The following is a 24,811-nucleotide window of genomic DNA, read 5'->3' on the forward strand; positions in this document are numbered from 1 at the left end:
TCCCCCTATTTAATACGATCACTTGGAGGCTTCTCCAGGTTCTTTGCGATCTTCATCTCCATATGTCGATAAACGTCAACTCCAAGATCAGAAGCAACTATGAGAACCATTGCTAGAATGTCACACAAGCATTCGCAGTAATGCTGGGTAACTTTCATTTTTCTAGCCTCATTCATTGCTTTAGCAATTGGAAAAAGCGTATGTGTCACAGCATCTTTAGGGGTGATATATGACATCCAAGATTCGTTGGACCTAACCCGCGCGACAGCATCTTCAATCCACATTGGATTTACCAGAATCGCTTTGTACCGGAAAATGATGCCAATAGCCCTAAGACCAATGTCAGAAATTTCTTCATGAAAGCGCTCTTCACCTTCGTTTTCGATCAACGCAATAATTGCTTCAGAAGTTTCTGAACTTACAAGGCCAAGGGCCTCAAGATCGGTTGAACTGTTATAATTGCGTGACACAAGAAATCCGTGATGACTAAGACCAATATCGATAAGACGTTGCTTTTGCACTGTGACTCCTAACTAAGTTCGTTTCCGGGTACTTAAAAAATGCACCGAAGAAAATTTCTCAGTGCAATCAGGTTGATGCAGGATTCCTTAGTGAATCCATCTATCTTTTAATCTTTCCTTCGGAAAGAAACTCGCCAATCATTTTCCGAACTAACCAAGAAACTTCACTATTTCCATCAAAACTTCTTCTGAGGAATTCATCCTTTTTCAATCCGGATTTTTGTAATGATTCTTCAGTTATTCGCTCAATTAATTCATCAAATTTAAAGCTCTGAACTGCAATCTTGACATTACTAATAAGTTCATCAACTAATTCATCATTCTTTTCGCCATTGGTATCGAAATCTTGGTTTCTTTCGTCATTTTTCATAATTTCCCCTTTATTCGAAATGAAGATCCCATAACTCATTGATTTTCTCGATCTGAACAGTGCTGGGTGTCCACTTTGGTTGTTCTTTAACCTTTTTAGAAAGTTGATTGATAAAATCTCTCTCCCAAGGCGACAGAGCGAGAGGTGAGTCGTGATCAGCACCTCTCTTTAAATCATTGAGCCGAGCGAGAAGTATTTCGCGCTTCTCGCTTTTTCTGCCCGTGACATTGCAATTCGTGGCTTTGTTCATTATCACGCCATTCATTACCTGAACTCCTCTGTGTAGTTTTCAATGATTCTATTGACAACCTTCGTGATGTCCTCGACACGATAGCAATCAAAAGGAAGTGAGTGGTTTCTTCCACCAGTGTGATCCTTGAGATGCTTAATGGCGCGAGCATAAGACCATGTTCCTCCCAAAACGATGGAGAAACCCTGCCCCTTTGAATTCATCGCCATTAAGGTAGTTTCACCGATTGATGCAATCCCTGCCTGATTAGAAGATACTTCAATCTTTTCGAAACCAAGATTCATCGCTAGCTTCTTTAGCTCCTTTCGAGCCAGTTTGTGATAAGCCTCTTTCAGTTCAGCTCTTGATGGATTATATTTTTGAATTAGCCTTGCAGCTCTGTCTAGATTGTCTGGTTTATCAATCTTGTCGAGCTTATCGATAACATCACGAAGTTCTTCGATACAAACGCGATGGTTTTCAAGTAGGAAAGACACATCATTCGAATTCTGAAGCTGTTCGTCGTTCTTAAAATATGCCGATAAAATAACAGTCATCTTCTTCAAGTTTTCCATTCTTACTTCCCTCCTAATTCTGGAATGCTGAATTCAAAATACATATTTCATATTTCAAGCCGTATGGTCCTTTAACTCTATCCCATCCACCAAACTGTGACGTAACTTTTTCGATTCTATCCACGATGCCCCCTACTCCGTCAGCTCCGGCTCTCTAATTAGAAGATGTGTTTTTCCACTCGTCTTATCAAAGCCGTGATCCACATATCGAGCGCCAGCTTTAGTAAGATTACTCATTGCCTCGTGGAATTCGGCAGGCTCCCATCCATTGAAAAAGAGAATCAGAGTGTCGCCTTTCTTCCTGTCCCAATGTGTTGTCTGCTGTTCTACTAACTCAAACCATTTTGCTCTCTGCATACTGTTCCCGCCGAACAGGTAAATAGGGACCATGTCAAAAATGATTAAACCTTTAGAGCTCCGCGATTTGTGTCGATGATAACCACTGGAATTCCATCAATATTGAATGAATTAATTCCCGACCATGGAGCAAACAAAATAACGCCAGAAATGCCGCCTTTATCCTTAAAGGCCTCGATATATCTTCGAACCTGGTTATAGACGCCTTTCTTGTTGTCGGAAGTTTTCTTAAGCTCAACAACGACGCGATCATCACTGTTAGGATCTTCAACCAAGAAATCGAGCCTATTGCGCTTATCGAGGATATATTCGCGATGCACCGTAAGGTGAGAAAGGTGCTCTTTAAACACATTGTGAGTTGCAACCTGCATAGAGGTTTCGGTGGTTGTTGGTACTGACATGTTGTCTAGTAACTCCGCAACGGCACGAGTGACACCTTTAGTTACCACTTCCTCAGGTAGTTCAAATCCATTTTCTTTTAAGAATGCTCTGGCGGCCTCTTTCATTCTTTCCGTTGTTTGCGACTGCGAATTACCTTCAAATACCTTCGCTTTATTGACGTTGCCTTCAATAACGCCTAAATGTTGGCTTTTCTTAATTCCAAGAACATTCATCATGAATGGATCAAGGCCATAGTTTGTTACGAGGATATAAGCATTTCCATATTTCAACTGGCCGATACGGTCGATTCGCCCAACAATCTGCTCAAGCATATTTGGAGACCAATCAAGCTCAGCAATTACCATAGTTGAGCAGACATGCTGTAAACCATCAACGCCCGCTCCGCCGCGAAGACTCAAGATAAAGACAGAAGCATTTGTTTCAAGGAATTCCTTTTTAGAACGCTCTTTTTCTTTCGGATCTTCACTTCCGGTGCACATGACATATCGAATGCCATTTTGCTTAAGATACTTTTCCCAAATGTCGTAGACTTCACGGTGCCATCCGACCAGGACCACCTTTTCTCCCTGATCCACCAAATTCTTTACGAACTCAATAGCTGGGCGGGCCTTAGCTACTCCAGTAAGTTTCCGAAGTGTTAGGTTAAAAGTGGATGAGCGGTGACCTTCATCACTAATACCACCAGTCAGTAGCGATATGGCTAGCTTGGCAGCAATAGCTTTTTCATCATTCACCTTCCCGAGGTCTGGCGGGATGCTGATGACTTGAGTCGAAATTTTATTGCTAGACTTTCCTTCCCTGCGAATCATAAGGCCACTTGAAATCAAGAATTCATTGAGGGCTTCAGGCTTCTTAATCTCTTTTCCACCTTGGCACCACTCACTGACGAAATTACTTCTCGTTCCAAGTGCAGTAGGGTAAATCGCATCAATTACATCCCACACTTCGGAACCATAGTTCATGATGGGAGTCGCTGACATTCCAACGCAGTAGTTAACTGTTTCTGAAATCGCACGGCACGCCTGACTTTTAGATGAGCTTGCGTTTCTTAGCTCATGAACTTCGTCTATCAGCAAATACTTAAAGCGAGGATCGTTAATATCAACGAGAGCATCTTGCCAATATGGGAGGCAGTTGTAAGAGATTATGAATACATCTGTGGTATCCCAAGGTAAATCGTAGTTTTTGTAACCACGGATGATATGTGTTCGCAGATCGGGAAATGCGAGTTTAACATTCTCTTCCCATTGGGGAGTGATGTTCGAAGGACACACAATCAGACATCGTAGGGTGTCTTCATATGAAAGTACTGAAAGACCTGAAAAGGTTTTACCTTTACCCACGGGATCGGCAAGAAGCGTGCGCTTTAGAGCACCAATTAGGTTATAGAACACCTTTTGATCTTCGAAGAGATCAATCTTCATTTCGCGGCCACGCTCTGGAATTTTGTACTGATTGTTTTTTGCAGAATTCCTGACCGTCTCTTGAACCTCGTCAAACTCGCGAGCCTTGCTAAGGATTTCATCCAGAAGATCTTCATCAATACAGAAGTCATACCGAGACAAGAACATTTCTAGATCGCGGCACTGACTTCTTGTTAGGCTGATTTCAACAATTTCGTGAGTGAAGATACCTTTAATTTGACTGACATCCGCCTTAAAGAAGGGGCGAATCTTCTGCATAACATGAGGACGCGCGTCGATAGCGATTGAATTTTTATCGCTTCGAACCACCTGGCCATCAAAATCTTTTGCCTCGTCAAGAGACATTGTTTGCAGAAGCTTCTCGAGCATACAGAGGCTTAATGCAGATCTTCTGCTTTCTAGATACTATTTGTCCTAATAAATGAAATTTCTATGGATTTTCAACTTTTGAAAACGAGGAAGAATCAAGAAGACCGTCGATAGTTGATTTTTCCACTTCTCCGTTGATCAATATGAAACGATAAGTATTCCCGTGGGGCTGAATGGCCACTAAATCATGCTTAAAAAGAAGGTGAGACTGCCACCCGTTTGCAGAAGACCGCCTAGATGCGATTTCTAATGCACGGTCAACAATTTCATGCAAACTCAAGTTAAGATCGTCCGTTATTGTGAAAAAGTCGACATCCTTTGATAGAAATAGTTCATGATGACCGAACTTTCGATTCTTCTTTTTTGGGAATAGGTAAATTATCGAACCTATTCCGCTAAAAATATTCTTCCAAAAGTGCTTCATCCATACCCTTATTTATTAATAGTCAGCACTGTGACTCTTACGTTTGTATCGTCGAATTGTCCCTCAATAGGTTCACTCCATTCGATTGCAGCGCCACTCACATCGACCTTCCCAACTAACGAACAAGGAAGAATGGCGACCAATGTCCCACCATCATCTAGCAGTTCAATGGCCTTATTAAGATGCTGAAGAGCTCTTCCGTCAGAGAATGGTGGGTTCATTGCGATTTTTTGAAACTTGCGCTCAAAACTCTGAGAAAGAAAATCTCCTTCAACTACGCTGAAACCTTTTTCTTTTAGAATGGAGCAATTCACCGGGTCAATTTCCACACAGGTAGTTCTCTTTTTAGGAAGGCGATCAGACAATCCACCCTGCCCGGCAGATGGCTCCAGAACTCGGTCCCAACTTTCAATGTAACCAAGTTTTGAAATTACCATGCTAGCGAGAGCGGATTTCGTTGGGTAGAACTGATTTGATTTCTTTTCTGGATAACAACCCATTCTGATAATTTCATTTAGTCCTGCAATGGATTCTTCAGGAATATGGAATGTCCCACTTTCTTCAATAGCGCCAAGGTATAAGAGGATCTCTTTAACGACTTGATTCTTGGTATAAATTGAACGATTCCGATATTCGGAAATATCCATCAATATTCTAAGAACTTCATCGCTCAAAAAATTCTTCTGAAGGGGTTTGTCGTATGCTTTCTTTGCCTTAGAAGGTCGACCTTTAGATGAAGCAATAACCGCAGGATACAAGTTCGAAAGAACATCATTAAGGTATATCGCAATCTCTGGATGAACTTGGATATGAATGGTCCCAACCTTGAATATCTTCAAAGTAAGAGCTCCCCCATCTATCTTAACTTCTTGACCGAATTCCGTAATTCGCAAAGTAGATCGCGTTCTTGGATCATAATCATCAGTATCCCGACCCATGTACTTAGCAACAATAAGGCGAAGATCATCAAGAGTTTCGCAAGTGCGATAATTTGGAGAGCCAAAGCTATCTAAAGCATTTGAAATGATCATCTTCTTTGAAAACGCCATTGGATTATTGGTAACGTGATGACCCGATAAAGATCGAAAAATTCCATCGACCTTTTTAGCTAAAAGTTGATCTTTGTTTTTAATGAATTGATCAAGTGTGGCATAGAGATTCTTCGCGCTGAATTCTGGTGTTTTGAATTCGGAAATCATGTTATGCCACTCGGATCTTTCTTGTGCCGACATATAGTCAAGCATATCGGTCTTCTTGATAGCTCGGTCCCAATATTCGGAGTTTAAGGCTTTTACGGCCAGATCAGGGTCCATGTGGCGAGTGTAGGAAGAATGTAGCTTGTTACCCTTGATAAAATATTGAAAAGGCCCTTCAAAATTCTTAAGCAGTTTTCCTAGTTCCGAGATTTTCGCAAGCTCAATTTGATATTCGTTAAACAGATCGGATACATCAGACGCGATTTGATTTTCACTTTTTTGAGCAACGATTTCCGGCAGCATTACTGATCTCCTTATACGGAATTTCAATATGATACATCCTATCATACAACTACCATGTTTACCATGTTTACCGCTATAATGAATGGCAGGAGGCACATAATGAGATTCCTTATTGTCCTTGTAGTCGGTCTAGTATTTTTTCCACTATCCGACATGAGTAAAGCCACCACGCTTCTTCCTAACATTCTCATTGGAACAGTTAGTGAGGTAACCTGTTACGATTTCAATGGCGAGAAGCTTTATCAAACCATGGTGGTCGGTGAAGTAAAGAAAGTTAAAGGTGGCTGGTATTTCAGAACTCTCGAGAAGGGAAACAAAATTACGGTCCACCTCGATTGCTACAAAAGACAGATCACTAAAAGGTAAGGGGTTCGCTGTGTCACGCTTCTTTATCTCTGATATTCATGCCTTTCATGAATTGCAACTGTATGAAAAGTACAGGAATTTTCCTTCGCTTGAAAATATGCACGAAATTATAGTCTATCGTTGGAACAAAGTGGTTTCTAAGCATGATACGACGTATATTGTCGGCGATTTCTCTTTTGGTAAATTTGAGGAAACTAAGGAGTTCTTGTCGCGACTTAACGGCAAGAAGATTCTTATCGTTGGAAATCATGACCGACGATCCAAGCGCCTACTAAAATACCGTGACTATATCGAAATGGGTTTTAGTGACATAATGGATGAGGACGTGATCAAGTTTTCCGTTAACGAAAACGGGACAACGCGAAAAATTCCGGTGCACCTTAAGCACTATCCCTATCATTGGCATCCACTCCGGGAAATTTACAACAAGGTTGCCCAGCTTTTTGGAGCCTTCCGAGAGGATTCGAAAACCTATCATCAATTTTATCCCAAATACACTCCTATGTGGCACATTCATGGGCACTATCACGCTGGCCCCTTGGTTCATGACAACGAGATCAATGTAAGTTGGGATACATTGGGCGGATACCCAATCTCTGAAAGCAAGATTATTGCACTTATTCGCGAACAGGAGAAAAGGTCCAAGATAATCCGTTACCTGGAGAGAATTCTTGGGCGATCAATATAAGGAAATATTCAAAAAAGTCATCTCGGCATTATTCTTTTGTTTTCTTGTTTTGGGAGCATATCAAGGATATGCCAATGATTGGCCTTGCGCTCATGGATTCGCAGTACTATTGACTATTATGTGCGCCTTTAAGCTAAAGAAGATGGCGAAGAGGCATCAACAATATGAGTCTGATATCTCTTCGTGCCTAGACGGTCAGGATCATTAAGCTGATTTTGACTCGCTCGGCTGTATCTGGTTAGAAACTCGACGTGTACGATAGGCTGCGAGATCTACAACTTCAGCCATGTGTTGCTCTTTTTTGAATCTCTTCTTTAAATCAAAGCACATCTGACGGATTCGTACATAAGTCCAGCGGATTGGATTCTGTTCTTTAACCGTCACATCGAAGTCCGGAATCTCAACAACATTAAGGATGGCGGATCCAATAGCCATAAGGCCGATCACTTGGAGAACCATTTGAATAAGCATTAAACCGTTCATAATACCTCCATCGCTCTATCATGGTAACCATGTTTACCATGTTTTTGAAAGAATTACATGGCAAGCGTACCAAGGTGAGATGAACAATCTGACAATTTATGAACAGAAATAATGTGATCTATTTGGCAGATTTCTTCTCGCGGATGAGTTGTGGAAATGGTTGATACCTCTTCTTTACAGCCTTCTTAAGTTCTCGAAAAAGCTCACGCCTCATCGTAGGTTTTGAATCAAAAATGGATACTTCCGGCATCACTTCAAAAATTTGGTCTTCTGGGCCGTGAATTGCTACCTTCCTTAAACTTGAAACACAAACCATTGACCAAATAAGGAAGATGATCATTTCACGGGTGATCAGCCCGCCCATAAGAATGTAGATTCGAATTGCTGCACTCCCTGCGAGCAAGCAATGCCTCTCTAAGGCTTTGGTTGGATGAGTATGAGCATCTATTACGTCAATATTGAGATTCATATCGGAAAGTACCCGTTGAACTTCCTTTGGATAGAGTTCTTTGATTGAATTTATAGTCGCATGAAAAATAATGATGTTAGTCAGCGTTACACTCTCATTCTTTTCAAAATACAAATATATAGCTTCGGTAATTGTAGATCTCGCTGCTGCGACGTTGTCTTCTTTGAAAAAAGAAATTTGCGGAGTGATCAAATGATCCCTAAGTTCAGTCTCTTTAATGCGTTTACGATATCGTCCGTGTGAAATATATCCGTTTTTCATGGCAAGTTTGTATCTCTCGCCTTTTAGAAAAACAATATCCCCTATAAACTTTCCAGGCTTTATCTAGGCAACTTTTTTCGCGAGTATTTGAGCTAGTTCGGATCTGAAAATTTCGGCCATATTTTCGTAATGCTGATATGAATTTGGATCATGAGACGAGGGTGCAATTACCTTTGCAACTCCGTCGCTGTGAATCTTAACATTTCTTACCCCGATTACATTTTCACACATTTCAACAATGCAGCAGTTCGGAGTATCCACATATAGGTTCATCTGTTTGAATTGTTCAGTGGTAATATCAAGCCATTCGCAAATCGCTGCAATAATGAACTCTTGATGAGTAAATGCAAGCACAATTGGAACGTGCGCGTACTTCAATTGAAGAGTTGTGAATCGAGATTTTACCTGATTTAGACTCTCCCCGTTTGGAATAATCACGCCGAACGGATCAGCTTCTTTCTTCCTTCTCAGGGAGTTCTTTTCAGAAAGCGGTAGCTGTTCGTATATTCCCCAGTTCCTTTCATTTAGAAGAGGATCCACCGTAAATGAAATTTCTCGACCCATTGCTACGCCCGCAAGTTGTATCGTTTCTTGAGTTCTTGCGTAATCAGAAGTGAGAATGCGAACCCCGTTATCAAGAATTGACAGAAGTTTAGTTGCCATCTCGTTGATTTGGCTCTCCGCTTCAGGCAGGAGGACGCGAGTTTCTCGGTCGACGTGATTCCTGAATGATTCTGGATAATCAACGCCCTCGCTGTGGCATGTATGAATCACCAAGTTACCCTCGGACTTTGCATGTCTAACAAGAAAGATCTTTCTTCTCATCTGTCGTCTCCCATTCTCATTAGCTTACAAAGCCAATTTTTTAGTCATAAATAACGACAGCGTCCCACTTTGAATCATTATGTTACTTTCGGCAACCATCTTTGTCATATTTTGTTAGAATGGAACCATGGGAAACATGATTACCGTGGTAGTGCTGAAAATATTACTTATCGTCATCTCACTTCCAAGTTTGACGTATGCTGGCTTTTCAAATGGGGAGTGCATCAAGCATAGGTTCACGCCGGATATTACCTATGCCGTTACCGGACTAAATTCTGAGGGCAGCAGATACGGGTTAACAGTGATCGAGATTAACAGTGCTGGTCGAATGCAACCACGATCAATGATTATGGGATTTCCGATACATTCATCCACCATTTTCGTCGATCAAATGTTCGAAAAAATCGAGTGCCATTGGTCAAGTACGGCCTCAAAAACCGAAATTTACGATGATTGGTATGACCCATATTTGAACAGCAAAGAAACCATTGTCGCGGCAAATAAACGCATCCAAATGAAATAAGGAGAATTGCTATGAAAAGCCTTATGTACTTCTTTTTTGAGTTGATCGAAAACTCCCTAAAAATGGTGAGTCAACCAGAGCCCGTAAACGGCGGCATGATTAACCTAACTGGAGCAAAACAGAAACACTTTTGTAAATGCGAAATAATCCTCCAAAGCAACAATGGAGAAATCAGAGACCTCAGCCGTTTGAGACTTCAATAGTTGATCATTTTCTAGGTCCTCCCATTGAATAGATAGAGGGCCTGGAGCCTCAAAAACATGATTAGACTAACTATAATCCTCATTTTTATTCTGATGCTTTGTAGCTGTTCACAGGAGAACTCCGATAGCGCCTCTGATCAAGGTGGCTACAACGCGGTTGGTATGTCTATTCTTGGAACAAAAGCATTTCCAACCACAAAGTATGACACCCCATTTGCAACGCAGATCCTTGTCGTGAATGATTCAAGTTCCAGTGGCGTCTTATCCTATTCGACATCAAGTGCGCTTGTCGATGTCGTAGTGACGGTCCGAGAAGGCTCATGTGCCTTCCCATTGATTCCAGCAGAGACAAGGTGTCTATTTGATGCTGTTGTTAAAGGGACAGACATCGGTGTTCATAGCGTTAGTTTCTCATATGGCGACAGAACTTTTACAATTCCGTTTACTTCGACTGCTCCAGCTGACCTGGTATTTGATAGTAATCCCATCGTTAACTTTGGAACCATCAAAGCCGGGGAGTATCGCAGTACAGTCATTCGCATAAGAAATGCAGGCGGCATTCCCACAGTATTTTCACTAGCTGGAGTTCCATCTTATGCTCTATTAAACTCAGTGAGCTGTGATGGGGAGCTTGATCCTTTAGAGGCTTGCGACATCACTGTAAACTTCAGTCCAACGGTAAATTTAGGGCTACTACAATCAAATATCGTCATCAGCACCAGCGAGCAAAGTTTGATCGCCGATGTCTCCCTCACTGTGATTCCAGCTGATCCTTCGGGCACTATTGGTCAAAAGAACAACCTTACTGAAGTTACCCTATCTGGCGGCCCTAAAGAGGTTGAGACTTTGTTTGTTACCGATGTTTACGGGAATATTGTACCTGAGGGAACGACTGGCGTAATACAGTTTTCTGGCTTGGATGTCGAGCTCCAAGACGGCACGCCAATCGCGAGCGGATCCACAATCGCAATTACGAGCACAAATAATTTCATCTTCAGAATCAAAGCGCCTGCCGGAACTGCGTCGGAATCCTCAGGCGAGGTGAGAATCATATCAGGCTCAGCGGAATTCTTCCGGTCTTATACGGTTCGCCCATAAGCTTGTTGAGGCATTTTATCGGTTTTCGACTTCTCCCCATTTAGCTATCAGATGGAGATAATATGAATATTCGCGAAAATGATAAAATTTTACTTCCGACGATCAATCAAATCATTAGCTCCGCAGCTGATGCAAAAATTGACTTTGCAACAATTTACAGTTCAGAGGATATCAGCTTCAAGGAATCATTCCGAAAGACTGTTCTTGAGCTTATGCCCCTTTCAAAACTAACATTACTCAAAGGTAGATTTGGTGACGCCCTTGTTGAAATTGAGAGTGAGAGCTCTAAATCGAACACGAAAGAGATTCAGCAGTCTCTTCGCTATGGTATTCTCAAGCAACTAAACGAAATCAATGAATCCGGCATCATCCACAAGGCCTTTCATGAGCTCACAAATGAAAGCACCGAGCTTAAGCTTCATCTGCAAAAGAGAGTGAAAGAAGAGATTCCGAGCCAATTCCACCAGTTCATCAACATCTGTCAATCCACGATTGATGATTTAATGTCTGAGCAGGAGTTGACCATCACACGAGCAAGACAAATCAAAAAGAGAATTGATCAAGAAATTGAATCGTTAAAGTATTCATGCCTTTTTGAAAACATCTCTGACAAGCTCCTAAAGATTCTACCGGAAATCGGCGAAGGCATTGTCCCGATTGAAAAACTAAAAGAAGTAAGTGATGAGCTCTACTATCTTGTTGCATATGAAGCGATGACAAAGTTCCTGGAAGTGGTATCGGGAGGAGAAAAAAGTTTAGCTATGACCACCTTGAAGGACTACGTTATTGAAGATCTTGGTTTTGTTCAACGCACTCCGAATCCAGCAGATTTATATGTAAAGATCATCGAGGCATCAACAAGGCGGAATGCCCTAACTCTTAACAAAGATGAATCTTCAGCATCAGAGCTAAAGCGCATAATGGAAAAAAATGAGGAGCTTGTTCAGGCGGAGTATCGTCAGTTCCTAAAGGACTATAAGAACTCGCAAAAGGCAAGCTTCATCCCAGCCAAAGGCTCATATCGCGGTGTGAAGTTTGAGGGGATCGGCCTTGAAATGCTTTCTCATGAAAAGTTGTTCGAAAATGAAGTAACTGTTCATAAAGAACAAGAAACTAAGAATGGCGAAACTATTTCCAAGTACAAGATCATTGATTCTAAAGACAGAGCATGGGAAACGAATTCGATCATCGTTGATCTTACAAGGCACATCAAGGAACATAAGATCCTTGGCGGTATGATTTCAGCTAAATTCAGGGTTTCAGTAACGGTTTATTCACGATGTGCTGTCTACAAACGGGCGCCGATTTTCTAAGAAAGAACAAAAAAGGGGGAGTGAATTCCACTCCCCTGTTTTTATGCGTAGGCATTCTTAATAAGTTCAAACAGAGAAGTCTTTGGCAAAAATACCTTGTCTTGGTTTATTCCATCACTAATTCGACATATCTCGGACGCTTGACTCTTCTCCAACATCTCAGCAAAATCCGAAAAACTCACTACTGTCAGATTGAGTGAAGCAAACGGATCCGGAGAGCCAGAGCGCTCCCATTCACCAACCGTTTTATCTAAGAACCTGTCCCAATCAGCATTGTCCTTTAGCGTGAAAACACCAGGCTCAGCTCCCTTATCCCTTTTTTCAGCAATGGCATTTAGTTCAGAGTACAACATTAAAGTAATGAAGCAGTATGCCTTACCATCGATAACGAATGTGTAAACGCTTTGATCTTGCGGGAACTTAGCTTTCAAGAAAGATAGATTGATATCACAAGGATTAATTTCGACGAACTGAATGGGATTTATTGCAGATGTGGTCACTTCCTTGGACCTCCACTTCAAATTAGAGATAGAGCACCCAGAACTTCCTATTCTGGGCACGCCCTTCTAAATTATAAATGGATCGGCACTAAAAATGATCAAAAAATGTACAACTGGACCATATCATTGAGGATCTCCACTCGTCGTCTGCATGACAGACGAAGACGGCGCCCCAATGATCAAGCTTTCTGAATTTACCACCCCATCGAGTGACATGCTTACGGCATTAAGATCAGCCCTTACCTCAAATTTTGCGCCGTTTGTAAAGGAAAGTTGACAATATTCACCGCAATCAACGATTGAAACGATTTGATCTTTGTCGACCGAGATGGAGTCAGAAACAGGACTGAGATGAGTCATGCCATTCGCGATGCATAACTGAAGCACTTCGCGATATGAGGCATCCAAAACAATTGGCGACCCAGTTTTCATCGAAAGAAGAGTCCTTCGATTTGAAAGACTTAGAGTGGCACACATAACTGCAACAACCTCTTGTAAAGAAACGATTGTTTTGTGATCCAATTTTACCAAGCGATTCATACTTCCTCCTGGTTATGCGGCAGCTGTATTTTTGCCCATAAATCGCTGAGCTCGCTCAACTTGATCTCGGGTCGCGTGTTTTGAAAGAGCAATCAGGTTGTAACAATGCTCGCCAAGCTGCTCAAAAAGGCGTTTGTCGGTCTTATCAATATTTTCGATTCCAACCGCTTCAATAAAATCCAACAAGACAACCATCGGACGCGCGGCGGTAGTAATATCGGAAGTTAAAAGAGCTTTGGAAACCATTTGGTATCGTTCAAATGGAGCAAGAGAAAGATTTGGAGGTGAGCTGAAATTGAGAACCTCGAAGAATGCATTAATTTGCTCTCGGTTAGGAAGTTCTGAAACTATCGCATCTCGCTCCACATTCTCATATTCAAGAGCAAAGGTGACTTTTGTACTCACTGCTATGAAAGCGAACATCATACGATGCCCCTGGCTGACAGTCCCATTGTAGAGACACACACCGTTGCCAGCGACATAGTAATATTCACCCTTTTTCAGATCAGTACACTTTCCAACAACCATTGCGCCTCCATAATACCATGGTAACCATGTTTACCATGTTTCTGCGATGGTAAATAGGGAGATGTGTCGAAATGATTCAAATTTATCTATTTTGGATTTAGGCCGAGAGCGGCCTCTATTAAAAAAGAGACGATGTATGCCTGAACCTCATCATTTAAAGCATCAGGTCTGGCCCCTATTCCAGCCAATGTCCGGTTTGCTGCATGTACACACTCATGAGTTAATGCTGAAATTCCATATGGATTAGAAAGATCCCTCTTGGTCCAAATTACAATTGTTTTTGCAAAATTCGAATCAAAAGAAAGACACTTACCAAGGCCCCATGACTGGGAGGATAAGTCCGAAGCAAAGTGTCTTTTGCAGTATGATGTCACCAGTTCTGGATCAGTACCGATAAAGAACACGAAGTCTTGGTTAAAGACTGCTATCCGTGTCTTGAGTGGCTTATGATTGACCGTTCTTTTTTCTTTTCGTGTCCTCATAGATGAATTCCACTTCGTCAGAACTTAACGCTTTAGAGCGTTCTACGTCTTCTCTGGTATATCCACCATTTTTAAGAAGTTCCTGAGCGTTCTGTGAACCAAGACCGTCAAGTCTCGCCTGCACTAAAGCAGCACATATAAATCCTTGGTCCCATGCTGTAAGTTTCTTTCTACCCTTCATGAATATTCCACCCTCCAAGTTGGGTGGATCGTAATCTTTTTCGCGCCATCGTTCACTCGCAAATATGCACCTTTAGCAGAGGTAATTCTATATTCTTTACCTTGGAATTTGACCGTCGCACCACGTTTCGCTGGAACTTGATAATAGTTTCGGATATACGCAAGACTCATGCAGGCTCCTGTTTCGTTTGGTTTTTCCTTCTTTCATCCAAAATTATCTTCAGAATCTCCGGATTCAATAAGTACTGGCGATATTCTTCCTCGGAGATCCCGAGATAATCCCATTCTTTAATATCAAGTCCGGACATTTTAAGCTTTGCAAGGTACACCTTGATTTCTTTGAACTCAACAAGGCCGTTCTGATAGTCCGAAGAGAACGGCTTGGAATTTACAATTTCCGCTTTCAATTCGGTGTTCATTTCTTCCAAGAGTTTAAAAACATCTTCAGCATATATGATCAAAAGAACAACTATTGGCCACAGTAGCAGAAAGATAAAGTAATCGAACATTGTATTGGAGCTAGAGCTAATTTTATCGCGCGGGGAATGTTTTTTAGCCAGAACCAAAAAATTAGCAAGCAAAGTCGGCGCGTGATTGAAAAGTGTGTAGATAACCACTCCGCCCGAAACCATATACAATAAAAAAAGATATAAAAAATGATTCATAATCACTCCGTCAACTTAATGAATTCTTGATCGCCTTTAACATAGAGCGGATGTCTTGGTTCGCCGTTCTTTGTTTTACCTAAGCAGAATAGGTCGTTGTACATTCCCACAATCTGTGTCGCGCGATCTTTAGCGAACTTATGAGCTCCCCACGCTGCAATAATTGGAAGGCCTTTATGTTTTCCGATCTGTTCTGCGATATGTCGATCATTCTCTGGACCGATTGGGTCGGAACTTTTAGCTAAAGATTCTGGATCCGGCGATCTAAGAGCGAATAAGTTAACTACCGTGAGCTGAGTGGCCCCAGCACGCTTAGCAAACGCAATACATCTTCTGATTGTAGGATCATCAACAGAAGCATCTGCCGTCGAAGGATTTAACATAATGAAAAGCATTGGCTTATGCCACCTTAAGACGGAATTTAAACTTCTCGTGAGAACGTATCGATATTTTCCACACTCACTAAGGATAGCCGTTCCCTTATTTTCTTCTTTTGTTTCAATCATAACAATTGTTCCTACCGTTTTCTGCTCTTTGGCTGAAATCCGTGATTTGGCCTGAAAATATCTCTCTTATTCATTTTCCGATAGTGAGGAATATTCTCTTCCGCTTTATCAAAAACAGATGTATTCACTTCAATCAAGGAAGGTGCCCCGAAATCAACGCTCTCAATTGTTTTGATACTTTCATTTACTGACATGTTTCCACTTCGCACGTCGGATGGTGTAATTTCAGTTGGTAGAGGATTCACAATAAAAATATCGCGAGATCTTAGTTGTGCCTGTAGAAGGATAAGAGTCATCAAATGTAGGTGTCGCACGATTCTTCCTGAGCCAGCATAGAAAACCTCACTGTAGTTCATGAGTAATTACCTTTTTTTGGATGAAATAAATGATATACTCATGATATCAGTTCACTGCCACCTTTACCATGTTTACCGTAGTTAAAGATGATGGCCGTATCATTTCGGGAATCACCAATCCAAGCTCGTCAAGGCAACCTTCCAAAAAGACTTTTTCCCGACCACAACTTCAACTTTTTCAACGCGAAGTGTGAATCTGGATAATTCTTTGGGCATTTTTGATGGGCCTGACCACTTAAAATTTCCTTCCCGTTCCTGAGCGCAAGCTGCACAATCGGAAAAATTTCCTGGACAGCCCTTTATATGAACGGGATCGCGAGGCTCATCAAAACGTCCGAAGAAGTCAGTCTTATACCAAGCCTTAGGGCACGGATACATACAAGTAAATGACGTACTGAAGGTCTCTTTAATCCATAACGTCTGACCTTCAAAGAATGGTGAATTTACAACTTGGGAAAGGCTCTGCTTGTTATCTTTCGTCCACCAACTCCATTGTGATCCTTTGTTGTATCGGTCAAAATAGGCATCATTGCATGGAGGGATGAGAAAGATGTCTAGGGGTCGAAGAATCTCAATTCGCCGCTTAGAGTAAAGTTCTCTGATTTCTTTAGTTGATAGAACAATTGATTCAAGTGACATTATTGACCCCTCTCTTGACAATATTCTCTGCGCTGGTCTTCCCTGTATTGTTTCAACAGAGCTTCTTTTTCTTTTTCTTCATAATGGATAACAAGATCGGTGTATTCGAGCATCGCACCTTTATCTAGTATCTCTTTTAATTCGGTTCTCGTGAACTTACTCAACTGAGATCCGATCACCGGGCAATGTTTCTGTTTGACGACGCAGTATTGATCAGTGTTAGTGTAGTTCCAGCAGATTGTATCGTCCCGATGAGGCGCATGTTCTGATTGAAGGCCGCTGTCCCTTAAGAATTCGACAATATCTTCCTCAAGAACTGGACAGATAACCGGGATTTTTTCGTTCTTAAGTTCTTGGACTTGGTCCATTGTTTGACGAAAACCGTAAAATTCACCTTTGTCACAAAAGTAAGGGTTCTCGAAATCTTCATCAGATATCACAATTTTCGGTTCAATTTCCATGTCACAAGATGACGCATTCTCATTCTCAAAATATTCATTTACGAATGGTTCGGTTTGCGTCGACTTTACCTCTACCTTCGCTTTCGAATAGACTGCGGTGTGCGATGGTACTTTTAGATTATTAGCAGCCGCTATCGGCGTTTTTGTATCAATATTCAATGAGGTATAAACGCCAATAGTGATCAGACTTGATAATAAGCAGAGTAATATTTCCCTAAGGACCATCGCCACTCCTCTATTAGCTACTTCTGAAGCCCTTGGTATACCTTGGTAAATTTCTTTCCTCTTACGTGAACTGTGACCTTACATTTACCTTTGAAAGTCGTTAAGTGGCTGACAATCGTTGGACCCACAACTTGGAATGGATCCGCGCCTTTTGGTAATTGTGGACGAGAATCAAAAGTGACAAGATCACCAGACTTCAAATCGCGTTTTTGAGCATTCTTTTTGAAAATGGCCGTACTAATTCTTCCATTGTCTTCAGTTGTTACTTTATAGATTTTCTGTACTTTGTTTGTATTCATGATTTTCTTCCTCTTTCTTATCGTCATTATTGGAGCTCGCGTCTTGGCTCTTTTGACGTTTTTTGGATTTATCTTCCGCTTTGGCGGTAGCTGTATTGTAACCACTATTGATTGAATCGTAGTGGTTGATCCAGTGCTGCTCTCGTTCATTTAGAGTTTTGACATCCTTTACAACCTCAATTACCTCAAACTGCCAATCATCGATCTTTGAATTCAATACATGCTCATGAAACTTTGTGCCCGTAAGGTGGAACATATGCTGATACCACCGAAGAGTTACTGGCTGAGTCGTCTGGCCGATATAGACCATGCCGCTTTCTTTATTGGTTATCTTATAAATGCATGGAGGGCTTTTCCCATACTGGAGACGATACTCGTCAATTTTATCTTTGCGCACCAGAAGATTGCATCGATCAGAACACACCTCAGAGTTGCAATATTCGTTCATTTGTTTCTTCATAAGGTGTGTGTAAGGAGTTTCGCAGACTTTGCAAACATGAACGGTTGTCCAATGTTTTCTCCATTCATTTGTTAATTCAACAATGAAGATTTTGAATTCAGCCTTAGTTTCTTTTTTCGTGATTTTTTCCGCAAGAATTACATCTAGTTCAGATTCAATCTGCGCCTTGGCTGACTTTTTGTCCTTGGCGGAAATGATGTCAATGTGCCAAATCTTGGCATAGAAATGATCTTTTTCAAGAGTCTTCAATTGATAGAAGAACTCTTTCAATTCTCCATCGTCTTTCAGGTCAGATTTTGCATCAGGCATTTAAGTTCCGCGCCTTACTTGTTGTCAGTTGATTTAACGACGACGTATTTTGCTTTGAATTTCCCTGGCTCAAGAACTTCAAGTTTGTTGTTGTCTTTATCGTAGACAATCCAATTCCCTTGACGAACTTTCTTTGGTTGACCGCCACAATCAACGTCAATATCGTAACCGTTGTCATCTTCCATTGCGCCAAGGTCTAATGCCGAAATGGCATCCATGACATCGTTGTCGTAGGATCCATAATAAATCGCGAACGCCTTCGCTTCAGTTTTTACTGATTTGACTGCCTTCAATACTCGAAGAGCTCCAGTAGTTGCATTCAGTGTGTTCATAGTTTATCTCCACCATCAGAGCAATTAGCTTGAAAAGCTCAATTTTTGAGAATGAATTCTTCTTTTCTTTATGCGGCGATCATCTTTAGCACACCATCCCAGTTTAGAACGACGGCCCCTTTCGATTTTGCCTTTTCAACTTTGTCGCCTGGGTCATCCCCTACAATCAGAAAATTCAGTTTATTGGAAACGGAACCAAGTACGGAACCACCAGCCTCTTCAATGACCGCTTTAGCAGCATCTCGTTTAATAGGAAGTGTCCCGGTGATAAGAAATGTTTTACCACTTAGAGGTCCACCGATTCGCTCAACCATTTCTTCAATTTGGACGCCGTTTTTGATAATTTCTCGAACTTCTTCCTGAAAATCGACGGAACTAACTGTTCTAGAAATAGACTCTTGCATCACTACCCCGACATCTGGGATTTTTGCGAGCTCTTCGGCTCTACTTGCACCTAAAAGGAAGCCTTCTACCGTCTTGAAAGTTTTGGCTAAGTCTTTAGAGGTCGACTCGCCGACGTGACGAATGCCCATGGCGTGAATAAACTGCCATAATGTATGCTTTTTGGTAGATTTTATGTTTTTCAGGATGTTTTCGACAGATTTCTTACCCTGTTTTTCCAATGTGAGCAGTTGTTCTTCCGAAAGTTTATACAAGTCAGATGGCTTTTTAACCAATCCCTTACGAACGAGTACCTCAATGAGCCTTTCGCCCACTTTATCGATATTCATTCCCTTACGGGAAACATAGTGCGCCAGAGAAGCTACAACGACGCCTGTGCACTTATTATTGGTACAGCGGATGATGGCCTCCCCTTCAGGTCTAACTGCAACAGATCCGCATTCTGGGCATTCTGGCTTCATTTTATAGACCTTCAGGATTGGGCAGCTTCGCTCGGGAAGATATCGCACGACTTCCGGGATCACATCGCCGCTCCGACGAATTGCCACGTAGCCTCCAATACGAACTCCCATGGCATCAATTTCACTTTGGTTATGGAGAGTGGCCCGTTCAACCGTCACTCCACCAACCGGAACTGGATCTAAAATCGCAACAGGAGTGAGGGCGCCAGTCCTCCCCACTTGCACGATAATATCGAGGACCTTAGTAACAATTTCCTCGGGCTCAAATTTCAAAGCTGTAGCCCATTTCGGCGACTTTGAAATCATCCCAAGCTCTTCCTGTTCTTTGAGTTTGTTCACCTTAACTGTGAGGCCGTCAATGGGGAATGGTAGTTCTGCACGTACCTTCTGGAGTAAATTATAGATCTCGATAATCTTGTTAGGGTCTTTAGTTACCAATGGAAGCTTAACTAACGGAGTATTGATTGTGGTCTGAAAACCGTATTCGGCCAAAGTCGACAGCACTTCGTCTTGTTGCTCAAACTGATCCTGTTCAAGAATTTGGTACGCAATGAACCTTAGAGGCCGTTTTGCAGCAATGGTTGAATCGAGCTGACGAACTGAACCAGCCGCCAGATTTCGCGGATTAGCGTATATCTTCTCGCCTTTTTCTGCCTGCTGTCTGTTGATCAAATCGAAGGAAGCAAAATCAATTACCACCTCCCCGCGAATCGTGACTGTCTTACCAGTGCCAACCAAAGATTCGATTTTCAAAGGAAGATTCTTGATCGTCCTTACGTTCTCGGTGACATCTTCACCTACTGTACCGTCGCCCCTTGTTGCTGCTTGATGGTAAAAGCCTCCAACGTACTTGATTTCCATTGAAAGGCCATCGTGTTTAAACTCGGTGACTGTTTCTCGATCTCCAACCTTTTTTAGAAAATCAAGTAGCTCTTCCACATTGTAGGTATTCCCGAGGCTCAACATAGGAACATCGCGAACAACCTTATTGAACCCTGAAAGGACAGGGCCACCAACGCGTCTTGATGGGGAGTCGAACTCAATAAGCTCCGGAAACTCCTGTTCAAGCATCAAAAGTTCAGCATAAAGAACGTCATATTCTTTATCTGTGATCGAAGGAGCATCGAGCGTATAATAGTTGTAGTTATGGCGGTTGATGACTTTAACTAACTCAGAATAACGAGATTTGGCCTCATTAAAATTCACGATATTCTCCCGGCGCGAATGTTAGTTCTATCGATTTTTTATTTGTTCGAGTTTGGCGTAGGAGTACATCAAACCAACAAAGTAAAGGTCCGACGCAACCATCATCAAATGTGCGAAGGTAAAGGTCATCCACGCGGCCAATAAAACTACCTGGGATCCGGATAGATGAGAAAGAAATGTTATGCTGGAGGTAACTGGCAGAATGGCGAGATAAATGTTTATATTGATAAACATCATCATAACGCCGAATTGATTTTTTGTTTTATTCAGATCAGCTCCGAGACCGAAGGTACTCATTTGCATAAGGCCGAGCACTGACATAATAGCTTTCTCCATGAAATCCTCCAAACTATTATCAGGTTAGCCATATTCTACCATGTTTACCATGTTAATGAGGAAAGTGTTTCTTATTGAGATGATTGAGGCGAGAGCAAAGCCGTTATGAACTTTTGTCTGACTCAATACCAGATTTTCCTCTTTCACTATCACTTGTTTTGCTGATCAGAATTTTAACCTGTCCAACATAGATCGCTATGACATAAATTCTTGGTCCCCTCAAGAAGATGCGGGAAACCGAGAAGATTAAATCCATTCTTTGTCTAGGACGCTTGTATCCTTTAGGGAAACAAAGATTCCAACAAGTACTGCTCTTTAGATTCTTGGCCACTGAGATAGATCGTCCAAAAATGTCGAATCGGTACGCCACCTCATTTTTTTCAACTCCTTTAACAAGATAGAATCCAAAAAACGAGAAAAGAACTCTCCACTGCTTCTTCATACTGCAACATCTCCCTTAATTGTTGGCCTAGGAAGATACCCCTTCAGAACTATGTCTTCTTCCTGAAACTGGTCGATATCGACCACTTTTTGGTTAATTGTTACAGCGGGCATTGGCGAGGCTTTACGTGAGATCATCATCTCAACTTGTGAAATGTGATTTGAATAAATGTGAGCATCTCCAATCGTATGTACGAGATGTTTAGCCTTTAAGCCACAGACTTGTGCCACCATCATTGTCAAAAGCGCATAGCTTGCAATGTTAAATGGAAGTCCAAGGAAAACGTCAGCAGACCTTTGATACATCTGACAGCTAAGAGTTCTTTCCTCTGGATCTACATAGAACTGGAAGAATGAATGACATGGTGGCAAAGCCATTTGATCAATTTCCCCCACATTCCAGACGCTAACGATGATTCGTCGACTCGTCGGATTGTTTTTAATTGCTGAAATTGCCTGTGCAAGCTGATCAATTTCTTTCCCTTCTTTATCTTGCCATCGCCTCCACTGCTTACCGTAAACGGGACCCAAATCGCCATCTTCTCTTGCCCACTCATTCCAAATAGTACAGCCTCGTGCAAGGAGATCGTTATTATTTGTAGATCCACTAATAAGCCATAGCAACTCTTTAAGAACTGAAGGGAAATGAACCCTTTTTCTTGTCAACAAAGGAAAACCTGCCTCTAAATCAAATCTCATCTGGTGACCAAATACAGAAAGCGTACCTACCCCTGTTCGATCCTTCCGTTCCTTGGCTTCTTGAAGAATGCGGTTACATAGAGCTTTGTACTGTTCATCAGCTGCCAACAAACCACGTTCTCGATAGAATGACTCATCCATCCCGATAATGAGTTGAACTTCTTCGCCGGGACTCTCGGCAAGTTTAAATCTCTCGCCCTTTTTATTTATCTTTTGAATGACGAGGTGATTATTGATAGCGAAATTGACCAGATCAGTTTCACCTTTTTCCCCACCTTCATAACCAAACTGCTCTCGAAGCATAGCTTCTGTCAGTTCGTGTCTTTCAAGAGCGTCAATAATCTCTGGCTTCTTTTCTAGAAACATAGGCGTCCTCCATGACGGAAAATTAGTTTTGGTTCTGAAGATCTTTTATGGCAGCAATTACATCCCTATTTCCACGGCTAATCTGAGTATTAATCTCGCGAGCAAGTGGATGGGAGGTTTCTATGAAGCTAAGATCTTTGAAAAGAATAGTTCGAAGATTTGATCCAAGAGTTTCAGGGTCGATCTGCCCAACATGTGATTTGATTTCAAGCATTGGCCGTTGCGCGACGGATTCCGGAAACCACATTCCTTCAGCGTTTATGTCAGGATTGTAAGCGAAATTGTTGATGCAATTCTCTGATAGAAATTTGAAGTACTTCTTAGGGATGTACACGCCAGTTCCGCCCTCTGCCGTCACGACGAAAACGTCGGGCACACTCAATAGTTCCTGTGTCTCAGCTTTACCCCATGGTGTATTGAAAAACCGTTTTATCATCCGACCCCCTACTTACATGCCTTGTTTGATTAAATGGGGTGACATTGAAAATGAGCACTATTTAGCAGAAAATGTCTTTGATTCATCAATAGTTTCGATTATGGCCTTTGATAGCTCCTTACAATTAAAGCCTCTTAGCTCCCTTTCGCCGTTCTGTAACATGATTGGGTATTCGGAACACTCGCGGATCGCCAACACTCGATATGTGCCGCGCCAATGTGGATTGTTAGAGTCGTATCCTTTTGAAACAACAACCATATCACCAACTTTAAAATCCCCAGTCGCTTCTGCCATTTGCTTTCGCTCAAAATCCGTAAAGAAATATCGCGTAGTGCTTTTCATACTGCTTTTACCGCCATAATCATAGTTACCATGATTACCATGTTTTTCATGTTTACATATCGGACCATGGTCGGGTAAACTTAAGATCTATCGGAAAATTTTTTAAAGTCGAAAGTTTGCACGGACTAATAGGAGAACAAATGAACGATAAACTCAATCGTATGCCTATGCCTTTTGAAGAAACAGTTCAATTAATCAGTAACACCGACGAAATCACCCCTGACATGCACATTGCCTTAAGTAAAGCCACTGATAGAAAGGATTACGGAACTGGAGTTCTCGAAAAGCGAATCAAAGAGAACCTTAAATCGATGCTTTGCTCTTTCCTTGATTTTGTTAAAGCGGCCAATCAAATGGACTTGAAGGTAAAACGAACAATATATTATGGCACTGGCCCAGGCACGCCAGAGTACGAAAAGAAAGCAGCCGCATACAAGGCTGGTGAACTCTTCCTTGAACAAGCCATTCTTGAAATTCTCGAAAAAGACAAAAACGGTAATTTCGAGATTGATGGCGTCCTTTCTGCCGTCATTCACTATACGATGGGTGCAGGAACTGAAACTGGGGAAATCATGGAGTCAGTTGTTAAGTACATGCATAACGGCGAGATAGATCTGGTGAACATCGGCGAAGAGTTCGGGGATGTTTTCTGGTACAGCTCAAATTTGTTCGATCTCTTGAATTTGAGATATGAAGTTATTATGGCTAAAAACTCGAAGAAGCTAATTTTGAAGCGATATAAAAATGGTGGATTCAGTGAGTCTCAGGCTATCAATCGCGACACAAATTCAGAAAGAACTGTTCTCGCACAGGGTATATCAGACATTCCTCCTACGTTGTTAGACGGGCAAAAACAAAATGGCAAAACTTCAGAAGATGATGCGGAAATTCGAGAACGTCATCTCGAAGACTGCGTTCAGGAACTCTATGATCTTATCGACGATACTGGTGTAGTAACCGCAAAAGTATCAAAGAAGGCAATAGAAATTTACAACAAGGCAGAGATTCGTGTCAGAGACAAAAAAGCTTCTTAATATCAGCTCTGAGAAGAACAATGACAAGGGGGTTGGTGAGATATCCAACTCCCTTCTTGTCTCACGATACAATAGAATTTCAAGAAGAATCAGAAAATTTGAAACAGCGCTAATAAAAAACGGTTTTGGCAATTTGACGATAAGTCAGATGCGAGCTATCGACTCTAAGACACCATTGATGATCAAATACCTTTCACATCTTGATAA

The 24,811-nt window shown here is 41.7% G+C and carries 34 protein-coding genes; 6 read left to right on the forward strand and 28 right to left on the reverse strand.

All coding sequences use genetic code 11. From position 1 onward, the window contains the following. Window positions 1-5: 5 nt before the first annotated feature. The 7 genes from AAAA78_RS19135 to AAAA78_RS19165 all read right to left on the reverse strand — a co-directional run bounded on the left by AAAA78_RS19135 (window position 6) and on the right by AAAA78_RS19165 (window position 6,197). Window positions 6-521 (reverse strand): hypothetical protein, encoded by a 516-nt coding sequence (locus AAAA78_RS19135; protein ID WP_340593836.1) that lies wholly within the window; start codon window positions 519-521, stop codon window positions 6-8. Window positions 522-621: 100 nt separating this feature from the next. Beyond that, a complete protein-coding gene (locus tag AAAA78_RS19140; RefSeq protein ID WP_340593838.1) occupies window positions 622-891 on the reverse strand; it encodes a hypothetical protein in 270 nt (89 codons plus the stop codon). 10 nt (window positions 892-901) lie between these two features. Then, entirely contained in the window at window positions 902-1,156 is a 255-nt protein-coding gene (locus AAAA78_RS19145) for a hypothetical protein (RefSeq protein ID WP_340593840.1), read from the reverse strand. Beyond that, entirely contained in the window at window positions 1,156-1,695 is a 540-nt protein-coding gene (locus AAAA78_RS19150; protein WP_340593841.1) for a hypothetical protein, read from the reverse strand. The genes AAAA78_RS19145 and AAAA78_RS19150 overlap by 1 nt, the downstream gene beginning before the upstream one ends. A 401-nt stretch (window positions 1,696-2,096) precedes the next feature. Continuing rightward, on the reverse strand, window positions 2,097-4,247 hold the full coding sequence (locus AAAA78_RS19155; RefSeq protein ID WP_340593843.1) for an SNF2-related protein: 2,151 nt from the start codon (window positions 4,245-4,247) through the stop codon (window positions 2,097-2,099). A 61-nt stretch (window positions 4,248-4,308) separates the two neighbouring features. Continuing rightward, window positions 4,309-4,671: a hypothetical protein gene (locus tag AAAA78_RS19160; RefSeq protein ID WP_340593844.1), complete on the reverse strand. Its 363-nt coding sequence runs from the start codon at window positions 4,669-4,671 to the stop codon at window positions 4,309-4,311. An 8-nt stretch (window positions 4,672-4,679) separates the two neighbouring features. Then, window positions 4,680-6,197: a class I SAM-dependent methyltransferase gene (locus AAAA78_RS19165; RefSeq protein ID WP_340593845.1), complete on the reverse strand. Its 1,518-nt coding sequence runs from the start codon at window positions 6,195-6,197 to the stop codon at window positions 4,680-4,682. A 72-nt stretch (window positions 6,198-6,269) separates the two neighbouring features. Here AAAA78_RS19165 and AAAA78_RS19170 point away from each other — a divergent pair, with 72 nt between their 5' ends. Continuing rightward, window positions 6,270-6,536, forward strand: coding sequence for a hypothetical protein (locus AAAA78_RS19170; protein ID WP_340593846.1), 267 nt, complete (start codon window positions 6,270-6,272; stop codon window positions 6,534-6,536). Between the two features lie 10 nt (window positions 6,537-6,546). Further along, the gene (locus AAAA78_RS19175; protein ID WP_340593847.1) at window positions 6,547-7,224 is read left to right on the forward strand and encodes a metallophosphoesterase; all 678 of its coding nucleotides are present in this window, start codon (window positions 6,547-6,549) and stop codon (window positions 7,222-7,224) included. A 204-nt stretch (window positions 7,225-7,428) separates the two neighbouring features. Here the strand turns inward: AAAA78_RS19175 and AAAA78_RS19180 are convergent, their stop codons facing one another. From AAAA78_RS19180 to AAAA78_RS19190, 3 genes are all read right to left on the reverse strand, one after another. Continuing rightward, window positions 7,429-7,707 (reverse strand): hypothetical protein, encoded by a 279-nt coding sequence (locus AAAA78_RS19180; protein ID WP_340593848.1) that lies wholly within the window; start codon window positions 7,705-7,707, stop codon window positions 7,429-7,431. A 118-nt stretch (window positions 7,708-7,825) separates the two neighbouring features. Further along, a complete protein-coding gene (locus AAAA78_RS19185) occupies window positions 7,826-8,437 on the reverse strand; it encodes a hypothetical protein (RefSeq protein ID WP_340593849.1) in 612 nt (203 codons plus the stop codon). Window positions 8,438-8,500: 63 nt separating this feature from the next. Beyond that, entirely contained in the window at window positions 8,501-9,262 is a 762-nt protein-coding gene (locus AAAA78_RS19190) for a histidine phosphatase family protein (protein WP_340593850.1), read from the reverse strand. Between the two features lie 127 nt (window positions 9,263-9,389). On the opposite strand from AAAA78_RS19190, the gene AAAA78_RS19195 reads away from it, so the two are divergent. From AAAA78_RS19195 to AAAA78_RS19205, 3 genes are all read left to right on the forward strand, one after another. After that, entirely contained in the window at window positions 9,390-9,785 is a 396-nt protein-coding gene (locus tag AAAA78_RS19195; protein ID WP_340593851.1) for a hypothetical protein, read from the forward strand. A gap of 296 nt (window positions 9,786-10,081) precedes the next feature. Continuing rightward, window positions 10,082-11,086, forward strand: coding sequence for a hypothetical protein (locus AAAA78_RS19200; protein ID WP_340593852.1), 1,005 nt, complete (start codon window positions 10,082-10,084; stop codon window positions 11,084-11,086). 62 nt (window positions 11,087-11,148) lie between these two features. After that, window positions 11,149-12,399, forward strand: a complete 1,251-nt coding sequence (locus AAAA78_RS19205) for a hypothetical protein (RefSeq protein WP_340593855.1) — start codon at window positions 11,149-11,151, stop codon at window positions 12,397-12,399. Window positions 12,400-12,440: 41 nt separating this feature from the next. Here the strand turns inward: AAAA78_RS19205 and AAAA78_RS19210 are convergent, their stop codons facing one another. From AAAA78_RS19210 to AAAA78_RS19295, 18 genes are all read right to left on the reverse strand, one after another. Then, complete coding sequence (locus tag AAAA78_RS19210; protein ID WP_340593856.1) at window positions 12,441-12,899, reverse strand: hypothetical protein; 459 nt, start codon at window positions 12,897-12,899, stop codon at window positions 12,441-12,443. A gap of 123 nt (window positions 12,900-13,022) precedes the next feature. After that, window positions 13,023-13,439, reverse strand: a complete 417-nt coding sequence (locus AAAA78_RS19215) for a hypothetical protein (RefSeq protein WP_340593859.1) — start codon at window positions 13,437-13,439, stop codon at window positions 13,023-13,025. Between the two features lie 12 nt (window positions 13,440-13,451). Continuing rightward, window positions 13,452-13,967: a hypothetical protein gene (locus AAAA78_RS19220; RefSeq protein ID WP_340593860.1), complete on the reverse strand. Its 516-nt coding sequence runs from the start codon at window positions 13,965-13,967 to the stop codon at window positions 13,452-13,454. Window positions 13,968-14,053: 86 nt separating this feature from the next. Then, window positions 14,054-14,449 carry a hypothetical protein gene (locus AAAA78_RS19225; RefSeq protein WP_340593862.1) on the reverse strand — a complete coding sequence of 132 codons (396 nt, stop codon included), beginning with the start codon at window positions 14,447-14,449 and terminating at the stop codon, window positions 14,054-14,056. Continuing rightward, on the reverse strand, window positions 14,412-14,630 hold the full coding sequence (locus tag AAAA78_RS19230) for a hypothetical protein (RefSeq protein ID WP_340593864.1): 219 nt from the start codon (window positions 14,628-14,630) through the stop codon (window positions 14,412-14,414). Before AAAA78_RS19230 ends, AAAA78_RS19225 begins: the two co-directional genes overlap by 38 nt. Further along, the gene (locus tag AAAA78_RS19235) at window positions 14,627-14,800 is read right to left on the reverse strand and encodes a hypothetical protein (protein ID WP_340593866.1); all 174 of its coding nucleotides are present in this window, start codon (window positions 14,798-14,800) and stop codon (window positions 14,627-14,629) included. Before AAAA78_RS19235 ends, AAAA78_RS19230 begins: the two co-directional genes overlap by 4 nt. Further along, window positions 14,797-15,294, reverse strand: a complete 498-nt coding sequence (locus tag AAAA78_RS19240; RefSeq protein ID WP_340593867.1) for a hypothetical protein — start codon at window positions 15,292-15,294, stop codon at window positions 14,797-14,799. The genes AAAA78_RS19235 and AAAA78_RS19240 overlap by 4 nt, the downstream gene beginning before the upstream one ends. Window positions 15,295-15,296: 2 nt before the next feature. Continuing rightward, window positions 15,297-15,800 (reverse strand): DUF1643 domain-containing protein, encoded by a 504-nt coding sequence (locus tag AAAA78_RS19245; protein WP_340593868.1) that lies wholly within the window; start codon window positions 15,798-15,800, stop codon window positions 15,297-15,299. Window positions 15,801-16,267: 467 nt separating this feature from the next. Further along, window positions 16,268-16,795 carry a hypothetical protein gene (locus AAAA78_RS19250; protein ID WP_340593869.1) on the reverse strand — a complete coding sequence of 176 codons (528 nt, stop codon included), beginning with the start codon at window positions 16,793-16,795 and terminating at the stop codon, window positions 16,268-16,270. Continuing rightward, window positions 16,795-17,487, reverse strand: coding sequence for a hypothetical protein (locus AAAA78_RS19255; protein WP_340593871.1), 693 nt, complete (start codon window positions 17,485-17,487; stop codon window positions 16,795-16,797). The genes AAAA78_RS19250 and AAAA78_RS19255 overlap by 1 nt, the downstream gene beginning before the upstream one ends. An 11-nt stretch (window positions 17,488-17,498) precedes the next feature. Next, window positions 17,499-17,780 (reverse strand): hypothetical protein, encoded by a 282-nt coding sequence (locus AAAA78_RS19260; protein ID WP_340593872.1) that lies wholly within the window; start codon window positions 17,778-17,780, stop codon window positions 17,499-17,501. Further along, a complete protein-coding gene (locus tag AAAA78_RS19265; RefSeq protein ID WP_340593874.1) occupies window positions 17,749-18,549 on the reverse strand; it encodes a GIY-YIG nuclease family protein in 801 nt (266 codons plus the stop codon). The genes AAAA78_RS19260 and AAAA78_RS19265 overlap by 32 nt, the downstream gene beginning before the upstream one ends. A 14-nt stretch (window positions 18,550-18,563) precedes the next feature. After that, window positions 18,564-18,881 carry a hypothetical protein gene (locus AAAA78_RS19270; protein WP_340593876.1) on the reverse strand — a complete coding sequence of 106 codons (318 nt, stop codon included), beginning with the start codon at window positions 18,879-18,881 and terminating at the stop codon, window positions 18,564-18,566. Between the two features lie 68 nt (window positions 18,882-18,949). Then, complete coding sequence (ligA, locus tag AAAA78_RS19275) at window positions 18,950-20,950, reverse strand: NAD-dependent DNA ligase LigA (protein ID WP_340593878.1); 2,001 nt, start codon at window positions 20,948-20,950, stop codon at window positions 18,950-18,952. Between the two features lie 27 nt (window positions 20,951-20,977). After that, entirely contained in the window at window positions 20,978-21,286 is a 309-nt protein-coding gene (locus AAAA78_RS19280; RefSeq protein WP_340593881.1) for a hypothetical protein, read from the reverse strand. A gap of 438 nt (window positions 21,287-21,724) precedes the next feature. Beyond that, window positions 21,725-22,567, reverse strand: coding sequence for a thymidylate synthase (locus AAAA78_RS19285; protein WP_340593975.1), 843 nt, complete (start codon window positions 22,565-22,567; stop codon window positions 21,725-21,727). 247 nt (window positions 22,568-22,814) lie between these two features. Further along, entirely contained in the window at window positions 22,815-23,228 is a 414-nt protein-coding gene (locus AAAA78_RS19290) for a hypothetical protein (protein WP_340593883.1), read from the reverse strand. 57 nt (window positions 23,229-23,285) lie between these two features. Then, complete coding sequence (locus AAAA78_RS19295) at window positions 23,286-23,570, reverse strand: hypothetical protein (protein WP_340593884.1); 285 nt, start codon at window positions 23,568-23,570, stop codon at window positions 23,286-23,288. Between the two features lie 140 nt (window positions 23,571-23,710). On the opposite strand from AAAA78_RS19295, the gene AAAA78_RS19300 reads away from it, so the two are divergent. After that, the gene (locus AAAA78_RS19300) at window positions 23,711-24,604 is read left to right on the forward strand and encodes a hypothetical protein (protein ID WP_340593886.1); all 894 of its coding nucleotides are present in this window, start codon (window positions 23,711-23,713) and stop codon (window positions 24,602-24,604) included. Window positions 24,605-24,811: the final 207 nt, after the last annotated feature.

The sequence above is a fragment of the Bdellovibrio sp. BCCA genome, assembly GCF_037996825.1.
In the GTDB taxonomy this organism is placed as follows: domain Bacteria; phylum Bdellovibrionota; class Bdellovibrionia; order Bdellovibrionales; family Bdellovibrionaceae; genus Bdellovibrio.

Bases quoted from the DNA above. Each gene is read 5' to 3' on its own strand.
- AAAA78_RS19190 (WP_340593850.1), bottom strand. From the start codon at position 9,262: ATGAGAAGAAAGATCTTTCTTGTTAGACATGCAAAGTCCGAGGGTAAC.
- AAAA78_RS19295 (WP_340593884.1), bottom strand. From the start codon at position 23,570: ATGAAAAGCACTACGCGATATTTCTTTACGGATTTTGAGCGAAAGCAA.
- AAAA78_RS19235 (WP_340593866.1), bottom strand. From the start codon at position 14,800: ATGAGTCTTGCGTATATCCGAAACTATTATCAAGTTCCAGCGAAACGT.
- AAAA78_RS19215 (WP_340593859.1), bottom strand. From the start codon at position 13,439: ATGAATCGCTTGGTAAAATTGGATCACAAAACAATCGTTTCTTTACAA.
- AAAA78_RS19240 (WP_340593867.1), bottom strand. From the start codon at position 15,294: ATGAATCATTTTTTATATCTTTTTTTATTGTATATGGTTTCGGGCGGA.
- AAAA78_RS19280 (WP_340593881.1), bottom strand. From the start codon at position 21,286: ATGGAGAAAGCTATTATGTCAGTGCTCGGCCTTATGCAAATGAGTACC.
- AAAA78_RS19300 (WP_340593886.1), top strand. From the start codon at position 23,711: ATGAACGATAAACTCAATCGTATGCCTATGCCTTTTGAAGAAACAGTT.
- AAAA78_RS19250 (WP_340593869.1), bottom strand. From the start codon at position 16,795: ATGTCACTTGAATCAATTGTTCTATCAACTAAAGAAATCAGAGAACTT.
- AAAA78_RS19290 (WP_340593883.1), bottom strand. From the start codon at position 23,228: ATGATAAAACGGTTTTTCAATACACCATGGGGTAAAGCTGAGACACAG.
- AAAA78_RS19285 (WP_340593975.1), bottom strand. From the start codon at position 22,567: ATGGATGAGTCATTCTATCGAGAACGTGGTTTGTTGGCAGCTGATGAA.
- AAAA78_RS19265 (WP_340593874.1), bottom strand. From the start codon at position 18,549: ATGCCTGATGCAAAATCTGACCTGAAAGACGATGGAGAATTGAAAGAG.
- AAAA78_RS19195 (WP_340593851.1), top strand. From the start codon at position 9,390: ATGGGAAACATGATTACCGTGGTAGTGCTGAAAATATTACTTATCGTC.
- AAAA78_RS19150 (WP_340593841.1), bottom strand. From the start codon at position 1,695: ATGGAAAACTTGAAGAAGATGACTGTTATTTTATCGGCATATTTTAAG.
- AAAA78_RS19230 (WP_340593864.1), bottom strand. From the start codon at position 14,630: ATGAAGGGTAGAAAGAAACTTACAGCATGGGACCAAGGATTTATATGT.
- AAAA78_RS19260 (WP_340593872.1), bottom strand. From the start codon at position 17,780: ATGAATACAAACAAAGTACAGAAAATCTATAAAGTAACAACTGAAGAC.
- AAAA78_RS19220 (WP_340593860.1), bottom strand. From the start codon at position 13,967: ATGGTTGTTGGAAAGTGTACTGATCTGAAAAAGGGTGAATATTACTAT.
- AAAA78_RS19245 (WP_340593868.1), bottom strand. From the start codon at position 15,800: ATGATTGAAACAAAAGAAGAAAATAAGGGAACGGCTATCCTTAGTGAG.
- AAAA78_RS19180 (WP_340593848.1), bottom strand. From the start codon at position 7,707: ATGAACGGTTTAATGCTTATTCAAATGGTTCTCCAAGTGATCGGCCTT.
- AAAA78_RS19140 (WP_340593838.1), bottom strand. From the start codon at position 891: ATGAAAAATGACGAAAGAAACCAAGATTTCGATACCAATGGCGAAAAG.
- AAAA78_RS19155 (WP_340593843.1), bottom strand. From the start codon at position 4,247: ATGCTCGAGAAGCTTCTGCAAACAATGTCTCTTGACGAGGCAAAAGAT.
- AAAA78_RS19160 (WP_340593844.1), bottom strand. From the start codon at position 4,671: ATGAAGCACTTTTGGAAGAATATTTTTAGCGGAATAGGTTCGATAATT.
- AAAA78_RS19170 (WP_340593846.1), top strand. From the start codon at position 6,270: ATGAGATTCCTTATTGTCCTTGTAGTCGGTCTAGTATTTTTTCCACTA.
- AAAA78_RS19145 (WP_340593840.1), bottom strand. From the start codon at position 1,156: ATGAATGGCGTGATAATGAACAAAGCCACGAATTGCAATGTCACGGGC.
- AAAA78_RS19185 (WP_340593849.1), bottom strand. From the start codon at position 8,437: ATGAAAAACGGATATATTTCACACGGACGATATCGTAAACGCATTAAA.
- AAAA78_RS19200 (WP_340593852.1), top strand. From the start codon at position 10,082: ATGCTTTGTAGCTGTTCACAGGAGAACTCCGATAGCGCCTCTGATCAA.
- AAAA78_RS19225 (WP_340593862.1), bottom strand. From the start codon at position 14,449: ATGAGGACACGAAAAGAAAAAAGAACGGTCAATCATAAGCCACTCAAG.
- AAAA78_RS19205 (WP_340593855.1), top strand. From the start codon at position 11,149: ATGAATATTCGCGAAAATGATAAAATTTTACTTCCGACGATCAATCAA.
- AAAA78_RS19270 (WP_340593876.1), bottom strand. From the start codon at position 18,881: ATGAACACACTGAATGCAACTACTGGAGCTCTTCGAGTATTGAAGGCA.